Source organism: Anaerospora hongkongensis (assembly GCF_004339805.1).
In the GTDB taxonomy this organism is placed as follows: Bacteria; Bacillota; Negativicutes; order Sporomusales; family DSM-15969; genus Anaerospora; species Anaerospora hongkongensis.
Genome location: NZ_SLUI01000020.1, coordinates 43,284 through 67,276 on the forward strand (window position 1 = coordinate 43,284; position 23,993 = coordinate 67,276).

Genomic DNA, 23,993 nt, shown 5'->3' on the forward strand with positions numbered 1-23,993 from the left:
CCACTTAATTTATTTAAATTCTTCAAATAAATCAGGCATTGGATTCTGCCTAATTCCAATGCCTGATTCAAGAAAAGCAAGCTGCTGAGCTATTCTGCTGTCACTATTGCACAATAACTCGCGATCAGTTGGCATGCTATTTATGTTGCTTGTTCCATTCCGTCCAGGTTATTGCCTCATTATCTCTTTGTGTTACGTAAGTATAAAAATCCTTCGTGAATTGAGCACGTTCCGCATAAACAACTTGTTTCCAGGGATCAGCAGACGTTGCCGTGCGAATATCCTGGCCGCCAATTAACCATTGGCGTGCCATAATATCGTCGTAGCTCACTTGCCGGGCATTGCGCAGCATGTCGATCATTGCCATGAACACAGTGGTCCGCCCTTCTCCCGCATGACAGTGAAAATGCAGCCAGGCATCTTTGGGCAGCTTTTTATAAAAAGCAAGAAACTGGTCTACATTCTCATCTGTCGGCTTCACATAATCCGGCGATTGAACCCGGAAATATTTTACACCAAAGATATTGGTTAATTCTGCCTCAGTTAAGGCATGGGTAACGTTTAGCTCTATAGTTGAACCGATTGATTTATCCGGATTAAGCCGGGCTACTTTAGCAGGACCAAGCAAAGTCTGATCTAATAGTTCTCTTTCGATTGTTTCTACTTCGGCTGGACTTTTGCCGACATTAGCCCGGTTAAATGCACCATACCAGCTAACTGCCATGCCATCTAAATAGCCATGAGATTCCAGACGTAAGTCTACGATAATTAAGCGGTCTGCCGGTAGCTGCGTAAGCATTTTGGCAAGTTCCAGCTGCGAAAAGGTACTGCTTCCTGAAATATTTAAATTATCCATACCTGCTCGTGAGGGTATCAGTTCAGGTATCTTTCCTTTTCCCGGCTTAGCAAAGGCATCATGGGAAGTTCTAAAATCTTTGGGCAGCTGCAAAACATCTGGTCTATCGAGTTTTAAAATAACTTCACCGTTTTGCGGCTCGTCAGCCAGTACTGTCAGCGAAGTCTGGCAAAGCAACAGCACAACAAACAGGATCACCACGCCTAATCTTTTACTGAATACTGCTTTTTTCATACCATTCATCCCTTACCTTTTTATTTCTCTGGCCTTACACAGTGCGATCCTAAGCCTAATGGAACAAAAATGGCGATACTCCTTGAGCAAAAGAGTTCCGCCACTTTTATCCGCTAAGCGACAACCTTGTACGAAGTTTATTTTTAGGTTAATAGTCGTGCTTTTTAGCCCATTCCGAGTATTTCACCGGAAATTCTTTAGGACTTTGTTTCACGTATTCATAAAAATGCTTGGTAAACTGCAAACGTTCGATATATGCCTTGCGCTTCCAGTTCTGTTTATTTCCGATATCTCGAAGATCCACAATACCAATCAGGGCCTGCCGTCCAACAATATCGTCAAAGCTGACTTTTTTGGCATTCTGCAATATATCAACCATTGCCATAAAGATAGTGGTCCGGCCCATTCCGGCAAAACAGTGAATGTGCAGCCAGGCATCCTTTGGCAGTTGTTTGTACCACTCAACGAACTCATCTACATATTGATCTTCCGGGCGGAAATGGTCCGATAAGGCCAGCCGGTAATAACTGGCGCCATGAGATCTAACCATTTCCTCTTCCGTACGTGCGCTATTAACCGTCATCTGGAAGCTCGTAGTAAGCACATTTTTATCATCGTCAAAATTATAGAGCGTAACCGGTGAATTAGCTAACGCATGCTTAAGCAGTTCCCTTTCAATTGGTTCTACCTGTGCAAGAGTTTTACCATCATTGCCCCAGTTATTCGGGGCATACCAGCTTACTGCCGTGCCGTTCAGATAACCATGCGATTCCTGACGCAAATCTACAACAATAACCTTATTACTAGCGACAGGGAGTTTTGCCAAAATCTGTTCAAATTCTTTTTCTGAAAAGATGCTGCTTGCAGATGCCCTGACTTTATCCATGCCAACGCGTGATGGTATGCTGCCATCTTTTAAGGTTGCTTTAAACGGATCATTGGAGATTCTAAAGTTTCTTGGCAATTGGGAAATATCCTGCCGGTCAACCTTTAATACCGGCCCTTTATGAGCTTCGTTGGCCATTACTAAGAATGAGATCTGACAAAGTAACAGCAATGTTAAAAACAGGGTAAGACCGGCTTTTTTCCGCAATAAAATCCTTTGCATAAGACTCCTCCTCATTTTAGTGAGTATCCCGGGAAAGCCCTCGCTGCTGTATCTACCCCCTCCTTGCCATTTCTGTTTACCTTAAGGGCGTGCTAGTGAATTACATCGGTATACTCTTCAATCACCTTTGTGCGGTTTAAGGGCTCAAATCCGATGGCGCCAGTAAATTGCCCCTTTTCCCAATCGGCACGGGTTCCCCAATACAATTGAACTCTCTCTTTTCCACAGATTGCCTGTACCTTATACAAATGCAATTGAGGTATATCCAAACCATTTTGACCAATGGCGGCCTCCAATTCACTGGTAATCCGTAAAAACTGGGCTGATGGCAGATCAGAAAGTTCGAAGCTTGCCTCTCCGTCAGTTAGTATCACTTGCTTGAATCCCTTTATTATTTCCTGATCATCCGATACTTCAATGGTCGCTGTTATGGATGAAGCACCTGGTATCTGTGTACTAACCAACAACGTTACGAAACTCCACACTTGTTTATCCGCCCGGTACGCAGGAGTGAAATAAGCCGGCCGGCGCCATTCTGTACAATGTATCCCCTTTGTTTCAACTTCTTTGAAATTGAGCCAAACTACAAGATCATCAGACCTGGGTCCCGTCTCTGCCGGGTGCTCATTAACATATGCGTTCTCTTCAGCCGAAAGTTTAGAGGCATAGAAACGTACCTGGCTCACCTCGCCGGGAAAATGAGTAAAATATTTAGGCCGCTTTAGCTCTTTAATTACATGTCCCATTCCTGCATAACCAACAAATAGCGGATACCCTTCCCAGCAGCGCAGCTTAGCCGTAGTATCAATACCAGCAATTTCTGCAACTATCTCATTATTGATATAAGATGTTCCACCGCTTCTCCGGTCAAAGCCTGAAGTATACTGCGCCCATTCCCCCACCGGCACCTTGCCTCCATCCCAGGCATATTCAGTAATGCCATGACAAGTTCCCCAGGCTGCTACACCAATTTTTTTAACAACCATGCGTAGTAAATAGTTAACCCCCCAGCCAACAGCAGGCCCTTTAACCATGAGTGGATTATGATCCCTTTCCTCACCGCGCGCTAAATGATTCATTTTTGCCCAGACCATCCCGGTAAATCCATCACAAACATGCAGGCTGGGATGATCAGGTATCTCTATATAATCGCCATATTGTTCCAAAACCACTGCGATCGTCCCATCCGTTCTGACTGTGAAGCGGGGATTTCCTCTGACAATACCGTGATTGCCCTTACCGGACATATCTTTAACTAGCGGAGTAACCTTCATATTGCCTTCAACCTGAACTTTTTTGCTAATTTCATCGCTTATTCTTACCTGATATTCTCCGGCTTCCCTAACCCGATGAGCAAAATTCGCCAGTTTATTCTCATAAGCATCCAGACTGATTCGCTGCGAATTGACGCTGGCCTCATTTATATAGAAATCAAGCTGAATTGTTTGTTGTTCAGCTCGCAGATTGTACACTTCTATCGTCGCAAATATAACATTACTGTTTTCTCCCTGCCCTGTACTGACAGCCATATGCTTCAGCTGGAAATCAGCGGCACTATCGGGCACTTCGATAGTTTTCGTTATATTACCAATTTGAATCATATGTTTTCCGGCGGTATCCAGTATAATAGTCCCTGTAATTGCTTTCTCCTCTCCCGCATTTAATGTGATTACCCGCTCCTTGCCCAATGCCCCAAACAAATTAATGATTCGCTCCTGATGGTTATCTCTGAATTTTACGGTAACAACAGCTAAGCCTTTCCCGGTATTCGTAACCCTTCCGGTAAAAGGGATCGTCATGTGATCACTTCCAGGCTGTATAGCCACGTCGGACAATAAAATAGTACTTTCTTCCTGTACCAGCGTAGCTTCATCAATCACCTTGGGCCATGCTTCTCCTTTTTCTATACCATAAGCCTTATAAACCAGCATTTCATCAGTAATATCCAGCGTGCTGTACATTGCTTTGCCCATCGCGACTATTTCCGGATACTCAGATAATATTCGCTCTTTAGGTGTACCATAATCTATTTCACCAGCCAAATCCTGAGCACTTCCCTGCGTTATATAGAGTGTCTTCGCGCCCACTTCCGGATTAATTGAGACACCCTTCTGATAAAAATGAAGATGCCCTCCCAGTAGAAGATGGACGTGGTTACTTTCAACGATTTGTGTCACATGTTTATTGGAAAAATTATCTGTATAAGGATGATGCATAACCACAATTCGCCATTTTGCCTGTGTTGCATCTGCTGATTTTAATTCATGGTCAAGCCATTGCAGGGATTCTTTAACTTTTATCCGAGTCGTTTCTTCTACCGGTAAGTTGGACATGACAGCATTCATTTCCTCCAGCCCCCAAGGATTGCTATTCATCATAACAATATGGACATTGCCATATCGAAAGGAATAATGAAGCCCATCAGGCGATGCATTATACATGTTCCGCTGAGCTACCATAAAATAATCGTTAAAATAGGGGCCTGAATCATGATTACCATCAATATAGACGACGGGAATATGCTTTAATAATTGTGCTCCCGGATAAAACCACAGAGAGTCAAATGTTTCTTTTTGGTAACCTGTACCAATTGGGATATCGCCGGAGTGGATAATAAAATCAGGACGGGATGCCAGTACGCTTGCAGTAAGATAATTGGTGGTTTCAAAAGCATGGGAGTCGCTGATTGTATAAAGGTGGATTGCTTCAGGCTGCACTTTGAGAGTTCGAAAGGTTCCTTCTTCAAATTCCCCGGTCTCAAGTTCCACCCGGTAATTATATAAAGTATTTGACTGCAGATTGGCAAGAACAGCACGATAGATACAAATCCCCTCGGTATTAGTTTGCCAGGAAGCCCCCCGCACACATTGTACTAGTAAAGTTTCTGCCAAAATATTGTGGCTTCCATAGCAGACCTTAGCCTGAACAGGCAGTTCCGTTTCCCAGCATATTGTTATTCCCGTTGATGTAGGTGCAAGCAAATAAGGACCGATCAAAGTGAGTTCCTCCTGTCATGTAAAACTATTGCTTATCTAGAAAAAATGAGGATCTCACAACCGATGTAACGTACCTATTGGGAGATAGCGAAGTGAGATCCATGCAAAATTCATGCTAAAACAGAATACTCAGTGATTAACCGTTATTGCTAACCGATGCGTCTTTTTCAAGGGGCTTGGCACTTGCTTTTTTAGCCCACAAAGTAGGTATAATCAGCACCACCATAAGTGCAACAGATCCCATCCAGAACAGAATAATGTTATCGAAATTATAAATTGTCTTACCGTTTATTACCTTAATACTGGCGTCCATCATCCAACCGTTGATAAAATCTTGTGCAGCAGCACCACCATAGGATAACAAACCGACCGTCCCCATTGCAGCACCGGCTGCTTTCTGTGAGCAAAGGTCAACCGCCAACATTCCACCAATAAAGCATAAGATAACGCCTAAGCCGAAACCAAAAACAGCTGCCCAGATTGTATCTATAATCTGGTGTCCCGGGGGAGTATAGCAAAAACCAACTATCCCCGCCAGCATCATCAATCCAAAAACAATTGTAGTGAGAGCGTGATTTGACTTGAAAAGTCTATCAGAAATAAAACCCGACACAAAGGACCCCAGTCCTCCCATTAATGGCGTTATTGCTAATACGCTGCCCGCTGCTACCAGATCATACGATTTTGCTTCCTGCAGGAAGATTACGCCCCAGCTATTCATCGAGTAACGGGCAATTCCCAGGAAGGTGGCGCTTAAGGCAATTAGCCATATATAAGGGTTTTTAATTACCTCCAGCTGAGCCTCTCTTGTAGTCTTCGTTTTTTCTTTTTTTACTTCAATTGCTTCGCCTTTATATTCATTAGCAGATGGTAATCCATAAGCTTCCGGGCGATCATACATAAATTTATACATAATAAATGCCAAGAACAAACAAACCAGACCGGGAATTAAAAAAGCAGAACGCCAGCCAAAATGGACAACCAGCAGCGCAGTACCGACAAAAGTTGCACCTTCTCCAAGATAATGGGCGATACTGAAGACACCGTATTGCGTGGCTACCTCGCGTTTGGAAAACCATTGGGTCAGCGATACAATACACGGTGCTGAACCCATGGATTGAAACCAGCCATTAACGAACCATAAAAATGCAAATACCCAGAAATAAGGCGTAAAACCTAAAATAATATTGACTACTGCTGCTCCCAGCAGCCCAAGAGGTACTATTTTTTTCACATTGCACCGGTCTGCTATAAAACCGTTGAAGCATTTTCCAAAAGCGATTGCAATCAGCATACATGCGCCAATCGTTCCTAATTGGGAGGCGGTAAAACCGGCTTCCGTGATCATTGGCTTTTTTACGACTCCCAGTGTCATACGAACTACATAATACATTCCATAGCCAATTATCATCGCACTAAGACCTTGCCATCTTGCTTTTGTAAACATTCGTTTTATTGTTTCAGGATCTTGAATTCGAGGTTTTTCTTCACCAGTCAAAAACCATTTTAAGAGCTTCATATTCCGCACTCCTTCTTTATCGTATCCGCACACTAGTGCGCCCTGACCATGAGGAATTTGCTTGTGCTTTAAAATAAGTTCCTTCTTAGAATTTTGCCGCTAACAAATATAAAATTAGCCTTCGCTTTAATTTGACGATTCGGAAAATTAATTTTATATAGCCACCCTCGAGTACAATTACCGCATATCTTTGTTATTTTTAAATTATGAAAAGTTGTTATGTAATTCATTTGAACTGTGACCGGTTCTGCCGGATGGTTTGCTACCATTCGGTAAATCTGCACCGGTTGTAATTTGGGTTAATTACGTACTAAAGGCGAATCGGAGTTCCCTTCTGGTAGGATTGTTTAGCCGCCAAACCGATCAGGACAGGCTTCAAGCCATCAATACCTGTAACTATAGGATCGGTATCATTTACTATACAGTTAAAAAATGCTTTAAGCTCTGCCTCAAAGGATTCCATGTATCTTTCCAGGAAGAAATATTTAGGTTTATCTGACGAAACAAAACGCTCAGTGCTTACTATGACTGTCGTAGGAGTATCGTTAGCTACGGAGATACTGCCTTTTGTACCAAGTATCTCTACCCGCTGATCATAACCGTATACAGCCTGCCGACAATTATCAATCATCCCAATAGCGCCGTTGGCAAATTTCAGGCTGATAAGCGCAGTGTCAACATCGCCTGCTTCGCCTATTGCTTTGTCTACAAGAACTGCGGCATTAGCGTATACTTCAATTACTTCGCTGCCAGTCAGGTATCTTACCATATCAAAATCATGAATGGTCATATCCAGAAACATGCCACCTGATACTTTTACATATTCTGCAGGCGGCGGAGTGGGATCGCGGGAGATAACTTTAACAATCTGCACATCACCGATCGATCCTTTTTGTATTAATTCTCTAACTTTCTTAAAGTTATGGTCAAAACGCCTGTTAAAGCCAACCTGAAACTTAACACCAGCTACGTTTACCGCTTCCAGTGCCTGGTGGATGCGGTCAATATCATAATCAATTGGCTTTTCACAGAATATGTGCTTGCCGGCCTGAGCGGCTTCAATTGTGATTTGCGAATGTGTATCAGTTGACGAACAGATGATTACAGCGTCAATATCCTGATCTTCAATAACTTTTTTATAATCGGCATATACATGCTGAATGCCTAACTCTGCTGCCCAATCCCTTATAGTATCGGCATTAATATCCGCTACTGCCTTCACTTCAACATCGGCAAAATTTTTAATAATATTGCTTGCGTGAATCTTACCAATCCTTCCCGCACCAATAACCCCTACTTTAATCTTATGTCCCATCTCGTGACCTCCTAAATATTTGCTTTACCTTCGAGTGGCCGCTGTATTTAAAACAAGCTTCCTAATTGTCCATTTCCTAGCTTCGATATTTATATACAACTCGCTATTCATGTGGCAACAGGCTTGTCACCTAAATCGGCCACTGCTTAGCGGCAATAGTAGCTCCAGCTTACAGGCCTGTTTTCTCACGGATATATTTTCTTGCCTTTATCGCATACTCCAGTGGATTGGCAAGAGCCGGGTCTTGCTCTGCTTCAACGATAAGCCACCCCTGGTAATTGGCTTTGCTGAGCAGGTTAAATAACGGTTCAAAATCAATCATGCCATCTCCCGGCACAGTGAACGCACCTGCTTTTACCGCTTGCAGGAAACTAAGCTGCTCTTTGCTTACCTTTTGTAAAATATCGCGGCGTATATCTTTTAAATGAACATGTTTGATCCGTCCTGCATGGGTAAGCAAAACTTCTTCCGGGTTTTCCCCGGAAAATGTCAGGTGACCCGTATCAAATAACAGATATACCAGGCTAGGATCTGTCATATCCATCAGCTTGTTAATTTCCGCTGCCGTTTGGACACCGGTCCCCATATGATGATGATAGACAAGCTTCATTCTTTTCTCGGCGGCAAGTTTTCCCAGACTCTCCAGGCCCCTGGCCAGCTGTTCCCATTCTCTTTCTGTGAAAAATGGTTTTTTTTCAAAGACCGGGGCATCGGTAATTCCCTGAATACTATGGCCCTGCTCAGCAACAACAATAACTTTAGCTCCCATTTCATGCAGAAAATCCCTGTGGCCGATAAACGCTTCAGCCGTCTCCTCATAGGGTCGGGTAGTTAGAAATGAACTGAACCAGGCACTGGCTATTGAAATACCGCGCAGAGACAGGGCTCTTTTTAAAATGTTTGTATCACGGGGATATTTATTGCCGACTTCACTGCCGATAAAGCCGGCAAGCGCCATTTCACTTATACATTGTTCAAAGGTATTTTCACCACCAAGTTCAGGCAGATCATCATTTGTCCAGGCTATAGGGGCTATCCCCAAAGATACTTTATTTTTATCAAACATATCCAAACCTCCGGAGCTAGAATTTTTTCGCTTTACCAACTTCCTTTACAAGCTGTCCGTAAGCCTTCATAACCTGGCTATTCTCCGATACTTCCGGAACGCCGACTCGCCACCAGGACTCATATCCGCCTGTCATTGTCTTGGGAAGCACTTTTATATCAATAAGTGTAGATACAACCGCCTTTTTTGCACTTTCCAGCGCTGCCGCCAATTCTTTAACTGTCGTTACGGTATAAGCCTCGGCACCATATCCTCTGGCGCATTTAGCATAATCAACCGGCACATTCTTACCGGTTAACCGACCTGTTTGAGGATCACGAAATTTCGTTTGCGTACAGAAAGACGGTATTCCCTGAGAGTTCTGTAGATTCTCGATACAGCCAAAGCCACAATTATCAAAGAGCAGTACATTGATTTTGCAGCCCTCCTGAATACTTGTCACTAATTCAGAATGCAGCATTTGGAAACTGCCGTCACCGACCATTGCATATACTTCTTTCTGCGGCTCGGCCATTTTTACGCCAAGTGCGGCATTGACTTCATAGCCCATGCAGGAAAAGCCGTATTCCATATGGTACGTTTTGGGATGAACCGGACGCCATAGTCTTTGCAAATCCCCCGGTAAGCTTCCTGAAGAGCCAACAATAACCGCATCTTGATCAACTTGTTTTGCTATCTCGCCCAGAGCCCGGGTCTGTGAAATCCCCTGTGCTGATTCAGCGGCAAATAACTGATCAACTTCTTCATCCCAGACAGCCTTTTCCCGGGAAATTTCATCCGTATACTGCGATTGATAGCCAGCTTTTTCTAAAACAACCGTTAGTGCCTGCAGCGCCTCCTTCGCATCGGCGATTACCGTCATCGAATTCATTTTATAAGCATCAAAAGAATTAACATTAATCGACAGGAACTCAACATCGGCATGTTGGAATAGCCATTTGGACGCTGTGGTAAAATCAGAAAGCCTTGTACCTACTGCAATGACCAAATCAGCCTGGGCTGCAATTTTATTGGCTGCATATCCGCCAGTAACACCGATGCCCCCCAAATTCAAAGCATGGTTCCAGGAAATAGCGCCTTTGCCAGCCTGTGTTTCCCCAATTGGTATGCCAAATTTTTCGGCAAAGTCGCTTAGCTGTTTTCCCGCTTCCGAATACACCACTCCACCGCCGCAAATGATAATAGGTTTCTTTTTAGTTATAATTGCAGCTGCCGCCCTTTCAATTTCTCCCTGTGAAGCAATTCGCCGGATTATATGATGAACGCGCTTAGCGAAAAATTCTACCGGATATTCATACGCTTCGCCTTCGACATCCTGAGGCAAGCAGATAGTAACTGCCCCGGTATCGGCCGGGTCAGTCAATACCCGCATAGCATTGATCATCGCTGTCATCAGCTGTTCAGGGCGCACTACTCTGTCCCAATACCTTGAAACAGGTTTAAAGGCATCATTGGCTGTAATAGATATACTAGTGGGATTCTCCAACTGCTGTAGAACGGGGTCAGGCTGCCGGCAGGCGAAAGTGTCTCCCGGCAAAAGTAGCAGCGGAATCCGGTTTACCGTCGCAGTCCCGGCGGCGGTAATCATGTTAAGGGCACCCGGTCCGATCGAGGAGGTGCAGGCAATTATTTCTCGCCTATTTTTTTGTTTGGCATAACCAATTGCCGCATGGGCCATGCCTTGCTCGTTTTTCCCCTGATAAGCGATAATATCGCCCTGATACCGTTCCAGGGCTTCACCAAAACCAACTACTATACCATGACCAAAGATTGTGAATACGCCCTTAACGAACTTGTTTTCCAAGCCGTCAAATTCCACATATTGATTATCAAGAAACCGGAGTAGGGCTTGCCCCATGGTAAGCCGTATCGTTTTCATCATGTACTCCTTTCAGCTCATTCTTTATCGGGCCATATTTTTGCATTTTTGTCAGTAACCCAGAGATGTTCCGGATTAAACACGGGATATTCCGGACTTTTATACGAATTGCCGGCAAGATGCCTGATTACCCAGCTATAATACATCGCATAGCCTGGGGCGGTAGTCTGGGGATGAGTGACATCATCCAGTATTTTCACCGTATCATTATTACGAAGCTTAACGACATCTTCGCCTAACTCGGAAAATCCATAGCCCTGTTCTGGATAAAATTTATAAAAATATATTTCCGGCTGAGGATGGTGATGCGGTGGATAACTTGACCATTTGCCAGGAAAATCGATGACTTCACCTACCACCAGATTCGAATAAGGTGCATTCGTGTAGTCAAAAACAGTACGCACAATTCGCGTCGATGTCTCTTTTAGCGTTCCTTTCCCCCGTTCTTCCGCCTGGCATTCGGCTTGCGTATACAGCTTCGGTTCAAACATGGTCTCGTGAGTGGTTTTAGTTATGCTGATTTCGGAATCGTCTGCTACACCTTGAATTCTTACTGCCACATTTTTGGGCACATGCAAAACCCAGGGATTCTCATCAAAACAGGACAACCGCCTGATTGTTCTTTCCTGATCGGTCCAGCCTAAGGTAATTTCACCGTAGATAAGCAGAATAGCACTTTCCTTGCCGGTATCAAGAATTTGCTCTGTCTGCCCGGCGGCAAGTCGCAATATTCCGAAATCCATCAATGTGTTGTCCTCCGTGTCTTCCATTTCAGTAATGGGATTATAGCCATACTGAAATGGCCCTTCCTGCCTGATTCTAAGCATTTTTTGCCTCCTCAAATAGTTGATTAGCCGCGGGCCACCATTTCACCAAATTCTTCTTTTTTCTTGCGAATAAATTCACGGATTTCTTCTACTTGCGGCATGGCATCAGAGCAGCTGTGAGCGGAAACCAGCATGGATGCGGCACCGCTGCCAAACTCGAGGCAATCAACAATATCCCAGCCTTCCATTAACCCATAAAGAAACGCTGACGCGTAGGCATCGCCGCCGCCAAAGGATTTTAATGACTGTACAGGAAAAGGCTTGATCTTATAGACTCCTCCATCATTTGTATAAGCAGTTGAGCCAGCCTTGCCGTGCTTAATGACAACAATTTTATTGCCATAAGCCATCCACCTGTCAGCAGTCTCTCTGTCACCACTGCCCTTCGGGGAAATTATGCTCTCCATCAAATTAAACTCTTCTCTTGATCCCAAAATGATATCGCTTCGCCGCGCCACACTTGAATAATAAATGGCTAATTCCGCTTGTGATCTCCAGGTGTAACTACGATAATCAACATCAAATATAACGATTGTATTGTGTTTTTTTGCATATTCCACTGCCAGTAATGCTGCTTCCCGGGAAGGACTGGCTGCCAAAGCCGTTCCCGATATAATGATAGCTTTAGCATCCTGTATGTATTGCTCATTAATATCACCGGTTGTTAGTGATAAATCGGCTATGCCGTTTCTATACATCAGAATGCTGCTATCACTAGGGCTCAATATTTCGGTAAACGTGAGACCTAATGATTCACCCTGCCGGGCAACCGCTATATTTGATGTATCAATTCCTTCACGGCGAAAGTAATTTGTAACAAATCTGCCAAATTGATCATCAGAAACTTTACCGATAAAGCCTACATTTTTACCTAGTCTGGCCATGCCAACCGCAATATTAGCCGGTGATCCACCAAGATACTTTTTAAATGTAGTACACTCATCCAAGGGTTTATTAAAATCGACTGGGTTAAAATCTATTGCAATCCTGCCAATAGGCACAATATCTTTACTTTTTGACTGATCGAATTGAATAATGTTCATTTAATCGACCCCCGCTTCAATTCGGTTATCACTTTGAAACGCTTCAATATGACTTCTTACACTTTCATAAGTCGCATCAATTACACATTGGTGAAAAGTAAAATAGTCAACATTTTTATTTAAATCCAATAAGCTTCTGACTCTTTTCACTACATTCGTTAAAGTTGCGGTCTGTACGTTAATTTTTTTTATACCGTACTGGATACATTTACGGAAATCACTGCATGTTAATCCAGAACCGCCATGTAATACCAGAGGTATTCCTACCGACTTTTTTATTTCCTCCAATCTTTGGAATTGCAATTTGGGCTCGTTTTTATAAATTCCATGAACATTGCCAATTGCAACTGCTAAAGCATCAACACCTGTTTGCTGATAAAAACTACGAGCATCCTTTACTTGCGTAATAACCATTTCAATGTCTTTCGAACTGTCCTCACTTCCTCCTACCCTGCCAATTTCACCTTCTGTAGATGCGCCGTAGTCTTTGGCTAACTGCATGACCGCAAGTGTGTTTTTAATATTTTGTTCAATCGGCAAATGAGAACCATCATACATAACAGAAGTAAATCCCATTGACAACGCTTCTTTAATGGTTTCCAGCTTTGAACCATGATCCAAATGCACCGCAACCGGTACTCTAGCTTGCTGAGCTGCTGTAATCATCATTGGCCCTAGTAGATGCAACGGAGAATGCTTTAACCTGACTTCTGCAGCCTGCAGAATAATTGGTGACTGGGTATCTTCGGCCGCTTTTATGGCTCCCATTATCGTTTGCATGCTTACCACATTAAAAGACCCGACTCCGTAGCCAGCCCGATCCGCTTCGGCTACAATTTCTTTCATTGTTACTAACGGCACATCGATTCCCCCTAGAGCAACTTTTTACGCCCATAACTTCTTATAAATCGCAATAATTTCTGCTGTATCTACTCCCCGCCTGGTATTCTGAGGGCTGCCACTTTGCAAAGCATCGGCAGTCATTTTATTAATATTTTGAAAAAACTCCTGTCTGTCAACACCGAATTCCTCCAGATTTGGAATGCGCAAATCTTTGCAAAGTTTTTCAACCTCTGTTACCACTTGCTCTGCTGCCTGCTGGTCATCATCGTTCCCGCGGCTAAAGCCTGCTGCTCTAGCAATATCGGCAAATCTCCGCGGCGCTCCCTCCTTTGCAAAAGCAAGGCAGTCTTTTAACAAAATTGCATTGGAAATTCCATGAGGAACATGAAATAATGCACCAATCGGTCGACTCATCCCGTGGACTAGGGTAACTGATGCATTATTAAAGGCAATCCCCGCTTCCAAAGAGGCCAGTGACATTTGTTCTTTTGCACTTAGATCTTCGCTATCATAATAAGATTTGCGCAAATTTTCAAAAATTCTTTGGCATGCAGAAAGTGCAAATGTATCAGACAGCGGCTGGGCTTTTTTTGATGTATAAGCTTCGATTGCATGCGTTAATGCATCAAGGCCCGTAGCTGCAACAACGTTAGGGGGAGCAGAAACTGTAAGTATGGGATCTACGATAGCTAAGGCAGGTATTAATACAGCACCTTTAAGCAGCATTTTTACATTGGTTCTCGTATTGGAAATAATAGTAAATTGGGTAGCCTCAGAACCTGTCCCGGCAGTTGTAGGGATAGCGACCATTCGGGGTAGTGTTCTGCTAAACTCCTTTCCCATATAATCAGCAAGTGCTCCTTGATGAGCAACTAGTGCACCAATAGCCTTCATCGCGTCAATAGGGCTACCTCCGCCAATAGCAACGAGAAAATCACAGTCATGCTGTCGGTATGTATCAACTCCCTGATTTACAATCTGCTCAGTTGGTTCCGCATTAACTTCTGCAAACACTTTAAAATCAATGCTATTTTCTTGCATTATATTGATCAACCTTTGAACACTTCCAATTTCCAGCATCATTTTATCTGTAACAATTAATGCTTTAGAACCACATTGTTTTAAATGCAACCCGGCTTGATTCAAGGCATTGGTCCCGGTTATTATCTTCGCGGGTAATAACAATAAATTCGCCAATTTACGCCCCCCCTTTTTCAATTGATCATTACTTGATAATATTTTGAGATGTTTTTTCACTACATTTGAACATTTCTGGTGTATAATTGCATTATAATACTGCATTCCAAAATTTTCAATCCTTTATTTATACTTTTTGGTAACTTTATTGTTGTTTTTTGGTTATATTATGATTACATGTGGGTTAAATTAGCAATTATTTTATGTTTTCTATAAAATCATTGTTTTATATTTTGTTTGTTATATAATAAAACATATCCATTATCAAGCAATGACAATTTTTATTCATGTAATTTGAAAAATATGGAAATTAAGTATATAATCTAGGGTAATTACTTACGCTTCTGGTCACAGAGCAGAATGGGAGTGAGATTTTGAAAGAAAATCGAATTCAGGAGTTAAAAAATTATATTATTGCTAATGAACGTGCCTCTTTAGATGATTTGTGTACTCTGTTCAATGTTTCCAAAAATACAATGAGACGGGATATTAATGAGCTTGAAAAACAGTCGATAATCAAGAAGGTATACGGCGGGATTGTATTAAACGATAAAAAAACCACTGAACCCTTCGAATCGCGAGAAGAGAAGAACATCACCTCTAAGCAAGTTATTGCAAAGCTTGCCAGCCAATTTGTTCAAGATGGTGACATAATTTATATTGATTCAGGAACAACAACCATGCATATGATTCCTCATCTGGCCGAGGTTCGCAATCTGACCATTATTACCAATAATCTAAATGTAATCATGGGCTCCCTCCCCTATCCAAATCTAAATGTACTCTGTACAGGTGGAGTCTTATTTAGGACAACAAACTCATTTGTGGATATGGATGCAGTCAACTCTCTCAAAAAATTTAATATCTCTAAAGCTTTTATGGCTTCTACCGGAATCTCGATTACTAAGGGGATTACTAACTCTTCGAGCTTTGAATATGATATAAAGCGTTATATGGTAGAACATTGTGATACAGTTGTTGTGTTAGCTGATGCCACTAAGCTGGGGCGCGTTTCCCTGACAACCTATTGCGAGCTTAAAGATATCCATGTCTTTATAACAAATGAACTACCAGGCGATGAATTTGTAGACTTCTTTGAAAGTAATAATATTCAACTCATTACACCTTAGCAGTCAAAACCAAACACCCTGAAATAAAAAATGTCTTAGGGCTTTGCCCTAAGACATTTTTTATTTGGAAAACCAGCTCTTGCTATTGCTGTAGAATTTCTCTGTGCTGCCGTCTGATCAGCCTTGCTGACAATGCAACTGCCCCAACTGCCAGCCCCAAAATAAGCCCTATCCAGTAGCCGGTTGCACCAAAATCGGTATAATTAGCTAAGATAAAGCCGGTAGGCAATCCAATTATCCAATAAGAAATCATCGCCATAACAAAGGTTACCGTAACATCCTTGTAACCGCGCAATACGCCCTGAATCGGAGCTGCCAGCGCATCCGACAATTGGAAGAAAGCGGCATAAAGCAGGAAGTGCTGTGTTAGCTGCAGGACCTCAGCATCCGTGCTATACCAGGAAGCCACCTGTTTATTAAACAGGAACAATCCCACAGCGCAGAATGCCGCCATCGTAACGGCCATCGCCAGTCCTAAATAGCCATAGTGCCTGGCATCTTTCAGGCGATTGGCGCCAACCTCAAAGCCGACAACAATCGTAAGCGCCATGCCAATGCTGAGCGGCAGCATATAAACAAGCGAGGCAAAATTAAGGGCAGCCTGATAGGCTGCTATAGTGACTGTGCCAAACTTGGCCATGAGAAAAGCCATCGCGCCAAAAATACTTGTCTCGCAAAAAATAGCAAGCCCGATGGGTATACCAATCCTGACCTGCTCTTTCCAGGCAGGCAGGGAAAGCCGGTACAAAACTGCGAAGATTTTGTATTCCTTAAATGGTGACATATAGCGGATAATAAAAAAGCTGACAATCGCAATATACCAGTAGGTGATTGCTGTCGCATAGCCGGCACCAATACCGCCAAGCCTGGGAAATCCATGAGCACCAAAGATCAGCAGATAATTAAATAAAACATTAATCGGTAATGCACTCAGCGTAACCAACATGGTAACACGGGTATATCCCAGCGTGTCAATAAAACAACGCAAAACAGTACAAATAAAGAACGGGATAATCCCGAATGCAAGAGCCCGAAGAAATTCATAAGCAATGACCTGTACTGCCGGCTCCAGCTGCATCAGCGTCAGAACAGGCTTTACGATAACAACACCGCAGGCAATAATTGTTCCCCCCAGCGCAACAGCTAAATACACCCCTTGCAATACCACAAAAGGGATTTCGGTTTTGCGTCCGGCTCCATAAAGTTGTGCCATAATCGGTGTCACGGCAATAAGGATTCCATTAATGCCGGTAAAAACCGGCATCCATATATTTGTACCAATGGCGACTCCGGCCAAATCATTTTGTCCCACATGGCCGGACATCATGGTATCAAAGAAGTTCATCCCGCACAAAGCAAGCTGGCTAACTAAAATGGGCAGTAAAATAATTAACAGCTGGATAATTTTTTGTTGAATCGAATGCGTCTGTTTCATGATATACCTCTAATTGCAAACCAGTATGAAAACATACTGACAAAGTTACTTTAGTTTATATTTCTTTAAGAAGGACTGAACTGACCGGGCCATCACCTTCTTGCCCGCAATATCAGGATGCAGCCCGTCTTGGGCATATTTAACAGGCAGTAGGCCCCGTTTATCCACTAGGTTTGCATAAATCTCGACGTAATAGGGTTGTTTTCTGATATAGGCATTGACCTGCTTTAACTCTTCCTGCCAGTTATCGGCTGTTGGCTGGTTAAATACCCGTTGAATCCGCTCTGGATTAAGCGGAGGCAAAGTAAGAAAAATCGGCAATATGCCATTCTCCTGACACTTTTGTTTAATCAGTTCCAGTGATTCGATCACTTCACCGGCAGAGACACCGCCCCTGATGCTGTTGCTGCCGCCTAAAACAAACAAATACTGGGGCTGAAAGGGCAACACATCACGCTCAAAGCGCTCAGCCAAAGCTGCGGCGGTATCTCCGCTTCTCCCCAGATTCTTTACCGGAAATGGCAGATAGGAAGAATAATCGAAACGCTCATCAGACGGTGGATTGGAAACAGCCCCGCCGCCATGAGTAATACTATCGCCAAAAACGGCCCACTTATGTACTCCTGTTTTTACCGCAAAAGGGACTGCATCTGAATATTCGCCGATTGCTTCCCCTTGATTGTCGAAAGCAATTACCCGCCAAAAATATGTACCATTATCTCGATAGGGCTCGGAGTCATAATAATCAAAGCCCGCTCCTACTGAATAATTCCGTATGCGATACCTTGACGGTTCTGTTCCATTGGCCGTTTCGGGCAGCTGATTGGTGATTTCCACTTCATAACTTGCCGCATGCAAAACAGGAATCCAGGCATAAACAGGATATAGCGGCGTAAGCACTTTCTTTTTGCCATAAGCAGTTACCGCTGGTTTCGTCGGATTTAGAATACCTTTATCGAGTGCAACCGGTGCGGAAAAACGCCCTACCGCTTTCTTATCCAAATCTAAAGGCCGAACACGGTAATATAGTTTTTTACCGTCTTTGGCCGCCAATACGCTTGAATCAAGCTCGACTCCCGGCGTGTAGATTGCCGTAGTTTGATACACAATTTTATCTTGGGGAGCCTGACGATCCCTGAAGACCGGAGCAGTAGCCACTTCCAGCTCATACATAACGGCATCTTCAGCGCTGGTCCACACTAGTTGTATTTTATTATCTTGTGCATAGCCGCTTGCCGCAGCGCTGCATAAGAGCACGCAAAATAACATGATTCGCAGTAACTTCATTTCTTTCTCCTCCTTTAACCCACTTGATCAGTATACCATATTACAGGGACTACCGTCACAGGCTTGGTACTTTTTACAAAAAATCAACCAAACTGCCTAATAAAATAAAAACAAGCAAAGAAAAAACTTGTTTTTCTTTGCTTGACAGTTTATTGCATTTTGGCTAAAACCTCTTTGGCCGTGAGCGGGTCCAAAGGCTTAATAATATAATCGCGTGCGCCGCTTTGCAAAGCTTCCCTGATAACACTCTTTTGTGATAAAGCGGAAACCATAATAATCTTGGCCTCTGAATCCAGTTCCAGCATTTCCCTTAATACCGTAAGCCCATCTATATCGGGCATTGTAATATCCAGCAGCACCAGATCAGGACTTAATTTCAGAAATTGTTTTATACCGTCGAGCCCATTGGCCGCTTCTCCGGCTACAGTTGCACCTAAGGACTCCAAAATCTCACGCAATCGCAATCTCATAAAGGCTGAATCATCAACTATTAGCACGCGACAAGACATCTAAGCACCACCTTACAGTAAGTGATGGCAACCTGGCAATCATAGGCAAACAGTACCCTTAGACCCATAGCTTTGCGTCCTTACCTTTCGATAAGTTTGCCAGTTCATTCATGGAGTAAATTTGATAGTACCTGTAGTCTATTATCCGGTCTTACAGGAACAAAGTCAATTAATTTCTAATATTCCCAAAACCGCTTACTTACGCTTTGCACGTCAGGGAATGCTCCAGCAGTTGAACTAACTGTTCCCGGCTTGGCTGCCGCGGAGTATTGACGATATTTGCCGCTTCACTGGCAATAGCGACAAACTTGCGCAAGTCTTCTTGCGTATAAACTTCATCGCTTGGCAGCAGCCGGTTCATCAGTTCTTTCACAGCGTTTACCGATTTTAGCCCTAAAGCTGCTAAAACAGCCCCAACCTTTTCCGTTACCACCGGCTCATTAAAGCGTAAATATTCACCAAGCAGCAGTCCGTTGGCCCTGCCATGAGGTACCTGATAAAAATAGGTCAGTGAATAGCCCAAAGCATGAACTGCCGTGGTACCTGTCTGAGCAATAACAATTCCTCCCAAAAGCGACGCATACAACAGTTCCTCCCTGTCAGCCAAGGTAAACTCCCCTACAATCAAAGCATTGCAAGCCTTTGCAAAAGAGCGGATTGCTTCCAGGGCCAGACAATCACTAACCGGCGTCGACCGTTTCGACAAGTATCCTTCAATAGCATGGGATAGTGCGTCTACAGCCGTATTCACCGTAACCTCCCTGGATTGCGTCCGGGTGTAGCGGGCATCTAGAAAAGCCACCTGGGGGAAAAGCCGCGGGTCGGAAAAACTGCGCTTCGTTTGGCGCTCATCATCCGTCAAAATGGAATACGGAGTAACTTCACTGCCAGTCCCAGCCGTCAGAGGAATAGCTGCTATCGGCAAGGGAGCAGCCGGAAAAGCTCCCTCATACAGCTGATACGCACGAATAGGATTCACAGCCAATACGGCAATTGCTTTAGCAGCATCCAGCGGAGACCCTCCGCCAATCGCAATGATCATATCCGGTTTGAAATTTCGGGCCGCTTCTCCGCCAGCCTCAACGGCGGCAAAAGTCGGGTTTTCGCCGATCTGATCAAACAATTCCCATTCTATCGCCTCAGCTTTCAGCGCAGCGATAATATCGTCTAAGGCTCCACTGGCCTTAGCAGAGTTGCGCCCCGTAACGAGCAGCGCCCTTTTCCCCAGCCTGCTGAGCTCCGCCTTATTGTTCTGAACGCAGCCAACTCCCATGAGTACTTTTGTGGGTATAAAAAATTTAAAATCCATGTAACTCCCTCCTTTTATCCGTTGAGCACCTGCCGGATAGCAGCAATATGCCGATTTCGCAGCCACTCGCTGATTTCCCTGCCTTTTAAGTCTTTTGGCACCGGATTATTGGGCAGAAGGATTGCCGCTTGCAGCGAATCCAGTTCGGGGACTTTCAGGCTGGCGCTTTTTGCAAGAATATCAAATTCACTTACCTTTAGTGAACCGCGTCGGAGCAAGTTGATAGCCGTCACCAAGTTTTCCGGATTAGGCTGCAGCAGCAACTCTTTCATCCTGCCGGCAGTAATAGCCGCCTCAAGCCAGTCACCCGGCAATGTCATCCGCTGATTCCAGTCCAGCAGGCTCTCTTTACTCATAGTAAAACCTAGCACAGCAAAGCGGAGTTTGCTGTCCGGCGTTGCCTGGGCGGTCCTGTCCAACTGCTCCATTGCCGCAGCAAAAACGGGCCCCGCTAGGGCAGCAACTGCTGGAAAGGCAATGGCAAGCAAATCGGCTCTATGCAAAACCTGAAAAAAAACGGCAGGATACTGTGCTCCCGTCAAAACCTTTCGAAATTCGGCAAGCAGCCTTTCCGGCGGCTCTTCAGCAAGCTCCCGGCCAGCCTCCCTGGCTAGAGCCAGTGTATTTTCCTCTACCGCAAAAGCCAAGCGGGCCGAATGTCCCGCCAGTCGCAATGCCCGCAGAGGATCATCAGCAAAGTGCTCGCTCGTTGCCCGCAAGATACCAGCCTGGATATCCCGGCATCCATGAAAAGGATCAATTAATTCACCCGTTAAACAATCTATGGCAATGGAGTTCACTGTTGTATCCCGGCGAAAAAGATCGTCCTCGATGGTTACTTTGGGATTGGATGAAATCTTAAATCCCTTGTAGCCGCTGCCGGATTTCCGCTCAGTCCGGGCAAAAGCAACTTCGCATTTTTTTCCGTCAATCAGCAGGCGAAAAACCGGAAAAGTCTTCCCAACTTCCTCGACTTCCGGAAACAGGACTTTAAAATTTTTCTTGACCATCCCGACTACACAAAAGTCTATGTCTTTCGGAGTTACGCCCATTAGGGCATCACGGACACAGCCGCCAACACGGTATGCCCGTCCACCATTTGCGGCTATAACCTCAGCAAAACGCTGTTCCGTCATTTCTGCCACCGTAATCAATTGCATCAGCCTCCTTCCTTATCTTTTCGTGCTACATTAGTATTATGATTTTACGATCGGCTCTCCTGCCGGTTTATCCGTTCTGGCAAACCACTTGTCCAGTAATCCTGTTGTCAGATAAACTCCCAGAAAAACCGCTAACCCGCCAAATAGTTGGGCCAGAGTTATGTTTTCCCCTAGCATAACACTGATTATTGCCGTAAAAACAGGAACTAAGTTGAGGAATACCCCGCACTTACTGGCACCAACCGCTTTAACTGATAAATTCCAGAACACGAAAGAACACACGGAAGGAAACAATATGATATAAATAATTCCGCCTAGCGCTAATGGCTTAATAGCAGCGAAATTAATTCCCTGTGAAGCAGCAAACGGCATCATCATGATTACGGCTATTGCCGAAGACACGGCCGTAGCCGTAATTGGCGGTGTTTGCAGCTTTTTGCTAATTAGGGAATACGCAGTCCAAACAAACACCGCCGCCAGCATGAGCAAATCACCTTGGTTGTAGTTTGCCTGCAGAAGGTGCGCCACGTTTCCATTCGTTAAAATAATTAACACACCGGCAAGAGAAAAGAGAAAACCGGCAGCTTGTAATTTGGAAATGCGTTCTCCCGTAAGAAAAACAGAAACGATAACAATTATTCCTGGATTCAGTGCACTGACCAGGGCTGCGTTAGTTGCTGTTGTATAGGCCAGAGCAGAGTACAGCAGCAGATTATAGCCGATTATGCCGAGCCCTCCCATACAGGTCAATAGCAGCCAATCTTGTTTGATCGTTTTCCATTCCAGCTTTTCGAAATAATACGCAATTGGAAACAAGAAAAACAGTGCCAGTACCCAGCGGGAAAACGTAATCCATAACGGTGTTATTTCAGTAATTACATATTTCCCAAATACATAATTACCTGCCCAAAACAAGTTACAGAGTACCAGTAACATCCATATTTGCCAATTTTTCATAGGTCTTGCCTCACTTGCATGTTTTTAGTGCATGCCGGCCTGTCGTCTTGTCAGTAAAGCGCTCTGAAAATAATATGTACAGGCTGCGATAACGAGAGCTGCTCCTGAGAACACGGCTGTAAAGCCCAGCGTCTGTGCCACAATTCCCAGCACAGAAGCGCCCAGAGCATTGCCGATATCACCTGCCCCCGACAAAATACTAAGTGCAGTTCCTTTGTTTGCAGGGTTCACATGCTGCACCAGGTATCCGGCTAACGTTGGATACACAATTCCGAAACCGAAGCCAATTAAAATCCCCGCCACAGCATAAGTAAATACCGATGGCAGCACTGCCAGCAGCAGTGCGCTAAGCGCATTGAGTATACTTGCGCCAATGGACGTTCTTACTGCTCCCCAGCGACTGTTAATAGTTTGAACGCCCAGCCGCGCGCACACGACTGCAACGCTAAACGCTACAAAAAACACGAAATACTGACCAATCCCCTGCGCCAAAGCTAATAGCGGGACAAAGGTAAACGCTGTTCCCAGAGCAAAGTTAGAAGCAAAAAGACAGACAGAAGGAGCTAAAACGACCTTCATCGTTAATACTGTTCGAAAAGGCACCCGCAGATCACTCTCACATCGCGGTACCGGTCTTGAACCAAACCACATAAACAGCAATGCGCCAAGCACAGCAGTCAGACTAATTGCAATAACCGTCGAAAAGCCCAAAGACCCATAGGTCAATGGCGCAATACTTGTACCAAGCCCCAGGCCAATCATCGTAAACAAGGAAAAATACGCGATGGCCGCTGATGTATTTTCCGGAGTCTCTACACAACTGGCAAAGGTAATAGAACCGGTTCCATAAAAGGCCATTGCAATGCCCTGAAAAAAGCGCAGCAGCAGCAGCGGCCAAAAATTAGTTGTCCATACAAAAGCCGCGATACCGATAGTCGTCAAAATCTGTCCAAAAAGTATTGTCCAGCGACTGCCGCGTAAATCCACACTCAACCCTGACCACGGCCTTACTACTAAAGCGCCAAGGGAAACAACTCCCATGATAAAACCAATTTCGGCCTCGCTCAACCCTTGCAGTTTAAAGTGGACAGGTAATACGGGAGCCAATAGATTGGTACTAAAAACAGTCAGCATCTGCACCAGGGCAATACATTGAAATTGCCTGTTGGCAAACAATTGGACCAGGACGGACATCTTTTTCGCCTCACAATGATCTGTCAAATTAGGACGGTTAAGGTTTAATTATATCGCCATATTAAAGAACTGACAACAAACAACCTGGGGCTGATCTTACTCAAATCAGCAGAAAAAACCCGCAAAGGC

General features: G+C 44.2%; 19 protein-coding genes and 1 riboswitch. Of the genes, 1 reads left to right on the top strand and 18 read right to left on the bottom strand.

Annotated elements, in window-relative coordinates; all coding sequences use genetic code 11:
- Positions 1-136: 136 nt before the first annotated feature.
- The 11 genes from EV210_RS20885 to EV210_RS20935 all read right to left on the bottom strand — a co-directional run bounded on the left by EV210_RS20885 (position 137) and on the right by EV210_RS20935 (position 14,883).
- A complete protein-coding gene (locus EV210_RS20885) occupies positions 137-1,090 on the bottom strand; it encodes a phosphatase domain-containing putative toxin (RefSeq protein WP_132083302.1) in 954 nt (317 codons plus the stop codon).
- Positions 1,091-1,238: 148 nt separating this feature from the next.
- Positions 1,239-2,198, bottom strand: a complete 960-nt coding sequence (locus tag EV210_RS20890; RefSeq protein ID WP_132083303.1) for a protein-tyrosine phosphatase family protein — start codon at positions 2,196-2,198, stop codon at positions 1,239-1,241.
- Positions 2,199-2,290: 92 nt separating this feature from the next.
- A complete protein-coding gene (locus EV210_RS20895) occupies positions 2,291-5,194 on the bottom strand; it encodes a metallophosphoesterase (protein WP_132083304.1) in 2,904 nt (967 codons plus the stop codon).
- Between the two features lie 136 nt (positions 5,195-5,330).
- Positions 5,331-6,713 carry an MFS transporter gene (locus EV210_RS20900; protein ID WP_132083305.1) on the bottom strand — a complete coding sequence of 461 codons (1,383 nt, stop codon included), beginning with the start codon at positions 6,711-6,713 and terminating at the stop codon, positions 5,331-5,333.
- Between the two features lie 310 nt (positions 6,714-7,023).
- Positions 7,024-8,028 (bottom strand): inositol 2-dehydrogenase, encoded by a 1,005-nt coding sequence (gene iolG, locus EV210_RS20905; RefSeq protein ID WP_132083306.1) that lies wholly within the window; start codon positions 8,026-8,028, stop codon positions 7,024-7,026.
- A 169-nt stretch (positions 8,029-8,197) separates the two neighbouring features.
- Positions 8,198-9,094, bottom strand: coding sequence for a myo-inosose-2 dehydratase (iolE, locus tag EV210_RS20910; protein ID WP_132083307.1), 897 nt, complete (start codon positions 9,092-9,094; stop codon positions 8,198-8,200).
- Between the two features lie 16 nt (positions 9,095-9,110).
- A complete protein-coding gene (iolD, locus tag EV210_RS20915; protein WP_243650661.1) occupies positions 9,111-10,976 on the bottom strand; it encodes a 3D-(3,5/4)-trihydroxycyclohexane-1,2-dione acylhydrolase (decyclizing) in 1,866 nt (621 codons plus the stop codon).
- A 14-nt stretch (positions 10,977-10,990) separates the two neighbouring features.
- Positions 10,991-11,800, bottom strand: coding sequence for a 5-deoxy-glucuronate isomerase (locus EV210_RS20920; RefSeq protein WP_132083308.1), 810 nt, complete (start codon positions 11,798-11,800; stop codon positions 10,991-10,993).
- 23 nt (positions 11,801-11,823) lie between these two features.
- Positions 11,824-12,843, bottom strand: coding sequence for a 5-dehydro-2-deoxygluconokinase (gene iolC, locus EV210_RS20925; RefSeq protein ID WP_132083309.1), 1,020 nt, complete (start codon positions 12,841-12,843; stop codon positions 11,824-11,826).
- Positions 12,844-13,704, bottom strand: coding sequence for a class II fructose-bisphosphate aldolase (locus EV210_RS20930; RefSeq protein ID WP_132083310.1), 861 nt, complete (start codon positions 13,702-13,704; stop codon positions 12,844-12,846).
- A 24-nt stretch (positions 13,705-13,728) separates the two neighbouring features.
- Positions 13,729-14,883, bottom strand: a complete 1,155-nt coding sequence (locus tag EV210_RS20935) for an iron-containing alcohol dehydrogenase (protein WP_132083311.1) — start codon at positions 14,881-14,883, stop codon at positions 13,729-13,731.
- A gap of 374 nt (positions 14,884-15,257) precedes the next feature.
- Between EV210_RS20935 and EV210_RS20940 the strand changes: the two genes are divergently transcribed.
- Entirely contained in the window at positions 15,258-16,013 is a 756-nt protein-coding gene (locus EV210_RS20940) for a DeoR/GlpR family DNA-binding transcription regulator (protein ID WP_132083312.1), read from the top strand.
- Between the two features lie 82 nt (positions 16,014-16,095).
- Here EV210_RS20940 and EV210_RS20945 read toward each other — a convergent pair whose 3' ends face one another.
- From EV210_RS20945 to EV210_RS20975, 7 genes are all read right to left on the bottom strand, one after another.
- On the bottom strand, positions 16,096-17,448 hold the full coding sequence (locus EV210_RS20945) for an MATE family efflux transporter (RefSeq protein ID WP_132083313.1): 1,353 nt from the start codon (positions 17,446-17,448) through the stop codon (positions 16,096-16,098).
- A 45-nt stretch (positions 17,449-17,493) separates the two neighbouring features.
- The gene (locus tag EV210_RS20950) at positions 17,494-18,735 is read right to left on the bottom strand and encodes a GDSL-type esterase/lipase family protein (RefSeq protein WP_132083314.1); all 1,242 of its coding nucleotides are present in this window, start codon (positions 18,733-18,735) and stop codon (positions 17,494-17,496) included.
- Positions 18,736-18,884: 149 nt separating this feature from the next.
- The gene (locus EV210_RS20955) at positions 18,885-19,244 is read right to left on the bottom strand and encodes a response regulator (protein WP_132083316.1); all 360 of its coding nucleotides are present in this window, start codon (positions 19,242-19,244) and stop codon (positions 18,885-18,887) included.
- A 23-nt stretch (positions 19,245-19,267) separates the two neighbouring features.
- Positions 19,268-19,355: riboswitch (cyclic di-GMP riboswitch) on the bottom strand.
- Between the two features lie 88 nt (positions 19,356-19,443).
- Positions 19,444-20,553 (bottom strand): iron-containing alcohol dehydrogenase family protein, encoded by a 1,110-nt coding sequence (locus EV210_RS20960; protein WP_132083318.1) that lies wholly within the window; start codon positions 20,551-20,553, stop codon positions 19,444-19,446.
- A 14-nt stretch (positions 20,554-20,567) separates the two neighbouring features.
- The gene (locus EV210_RS20965) at positions 20,568-21,713 is read right to left on the bottom strand and encodes a CCA tRNA nucleotidyltransferase (RefSeq protein WP_243650662.1); all 1,146 of its coding nucleotides are present in this window, start codon (positions 21,711-21,713) and stop codon (positions 20,568-20,570) included.
- Positions 21,714-21,749: 36 nt separating this feature from the next.
- On the bottom strand, positions 21,750-22,670 hold the full coding sequence (locus tag EV210_RS20970; RefSeq protein WP_132083320.1) for a DMT family transporter: 921 nt from the start codon (positions 22,668-22,670) through the stop codon (positions 21,750-21,752).
- 24 nt (positions 22,671-22,694) lie between these two features.
- Positions 22,695-23,864: an MFS transporter gene (locus EV210_RS20975; RefSeq protein ID WP_132083322.1), complete on the bottom strand. Its 1,170-nt coding sequence runs from the start codon at positions 23,862-23,864 to the stop codon at positions 22,695-22,697.
- Positions 23,865-23,993 lie beyond the last annotated feature (129 nt).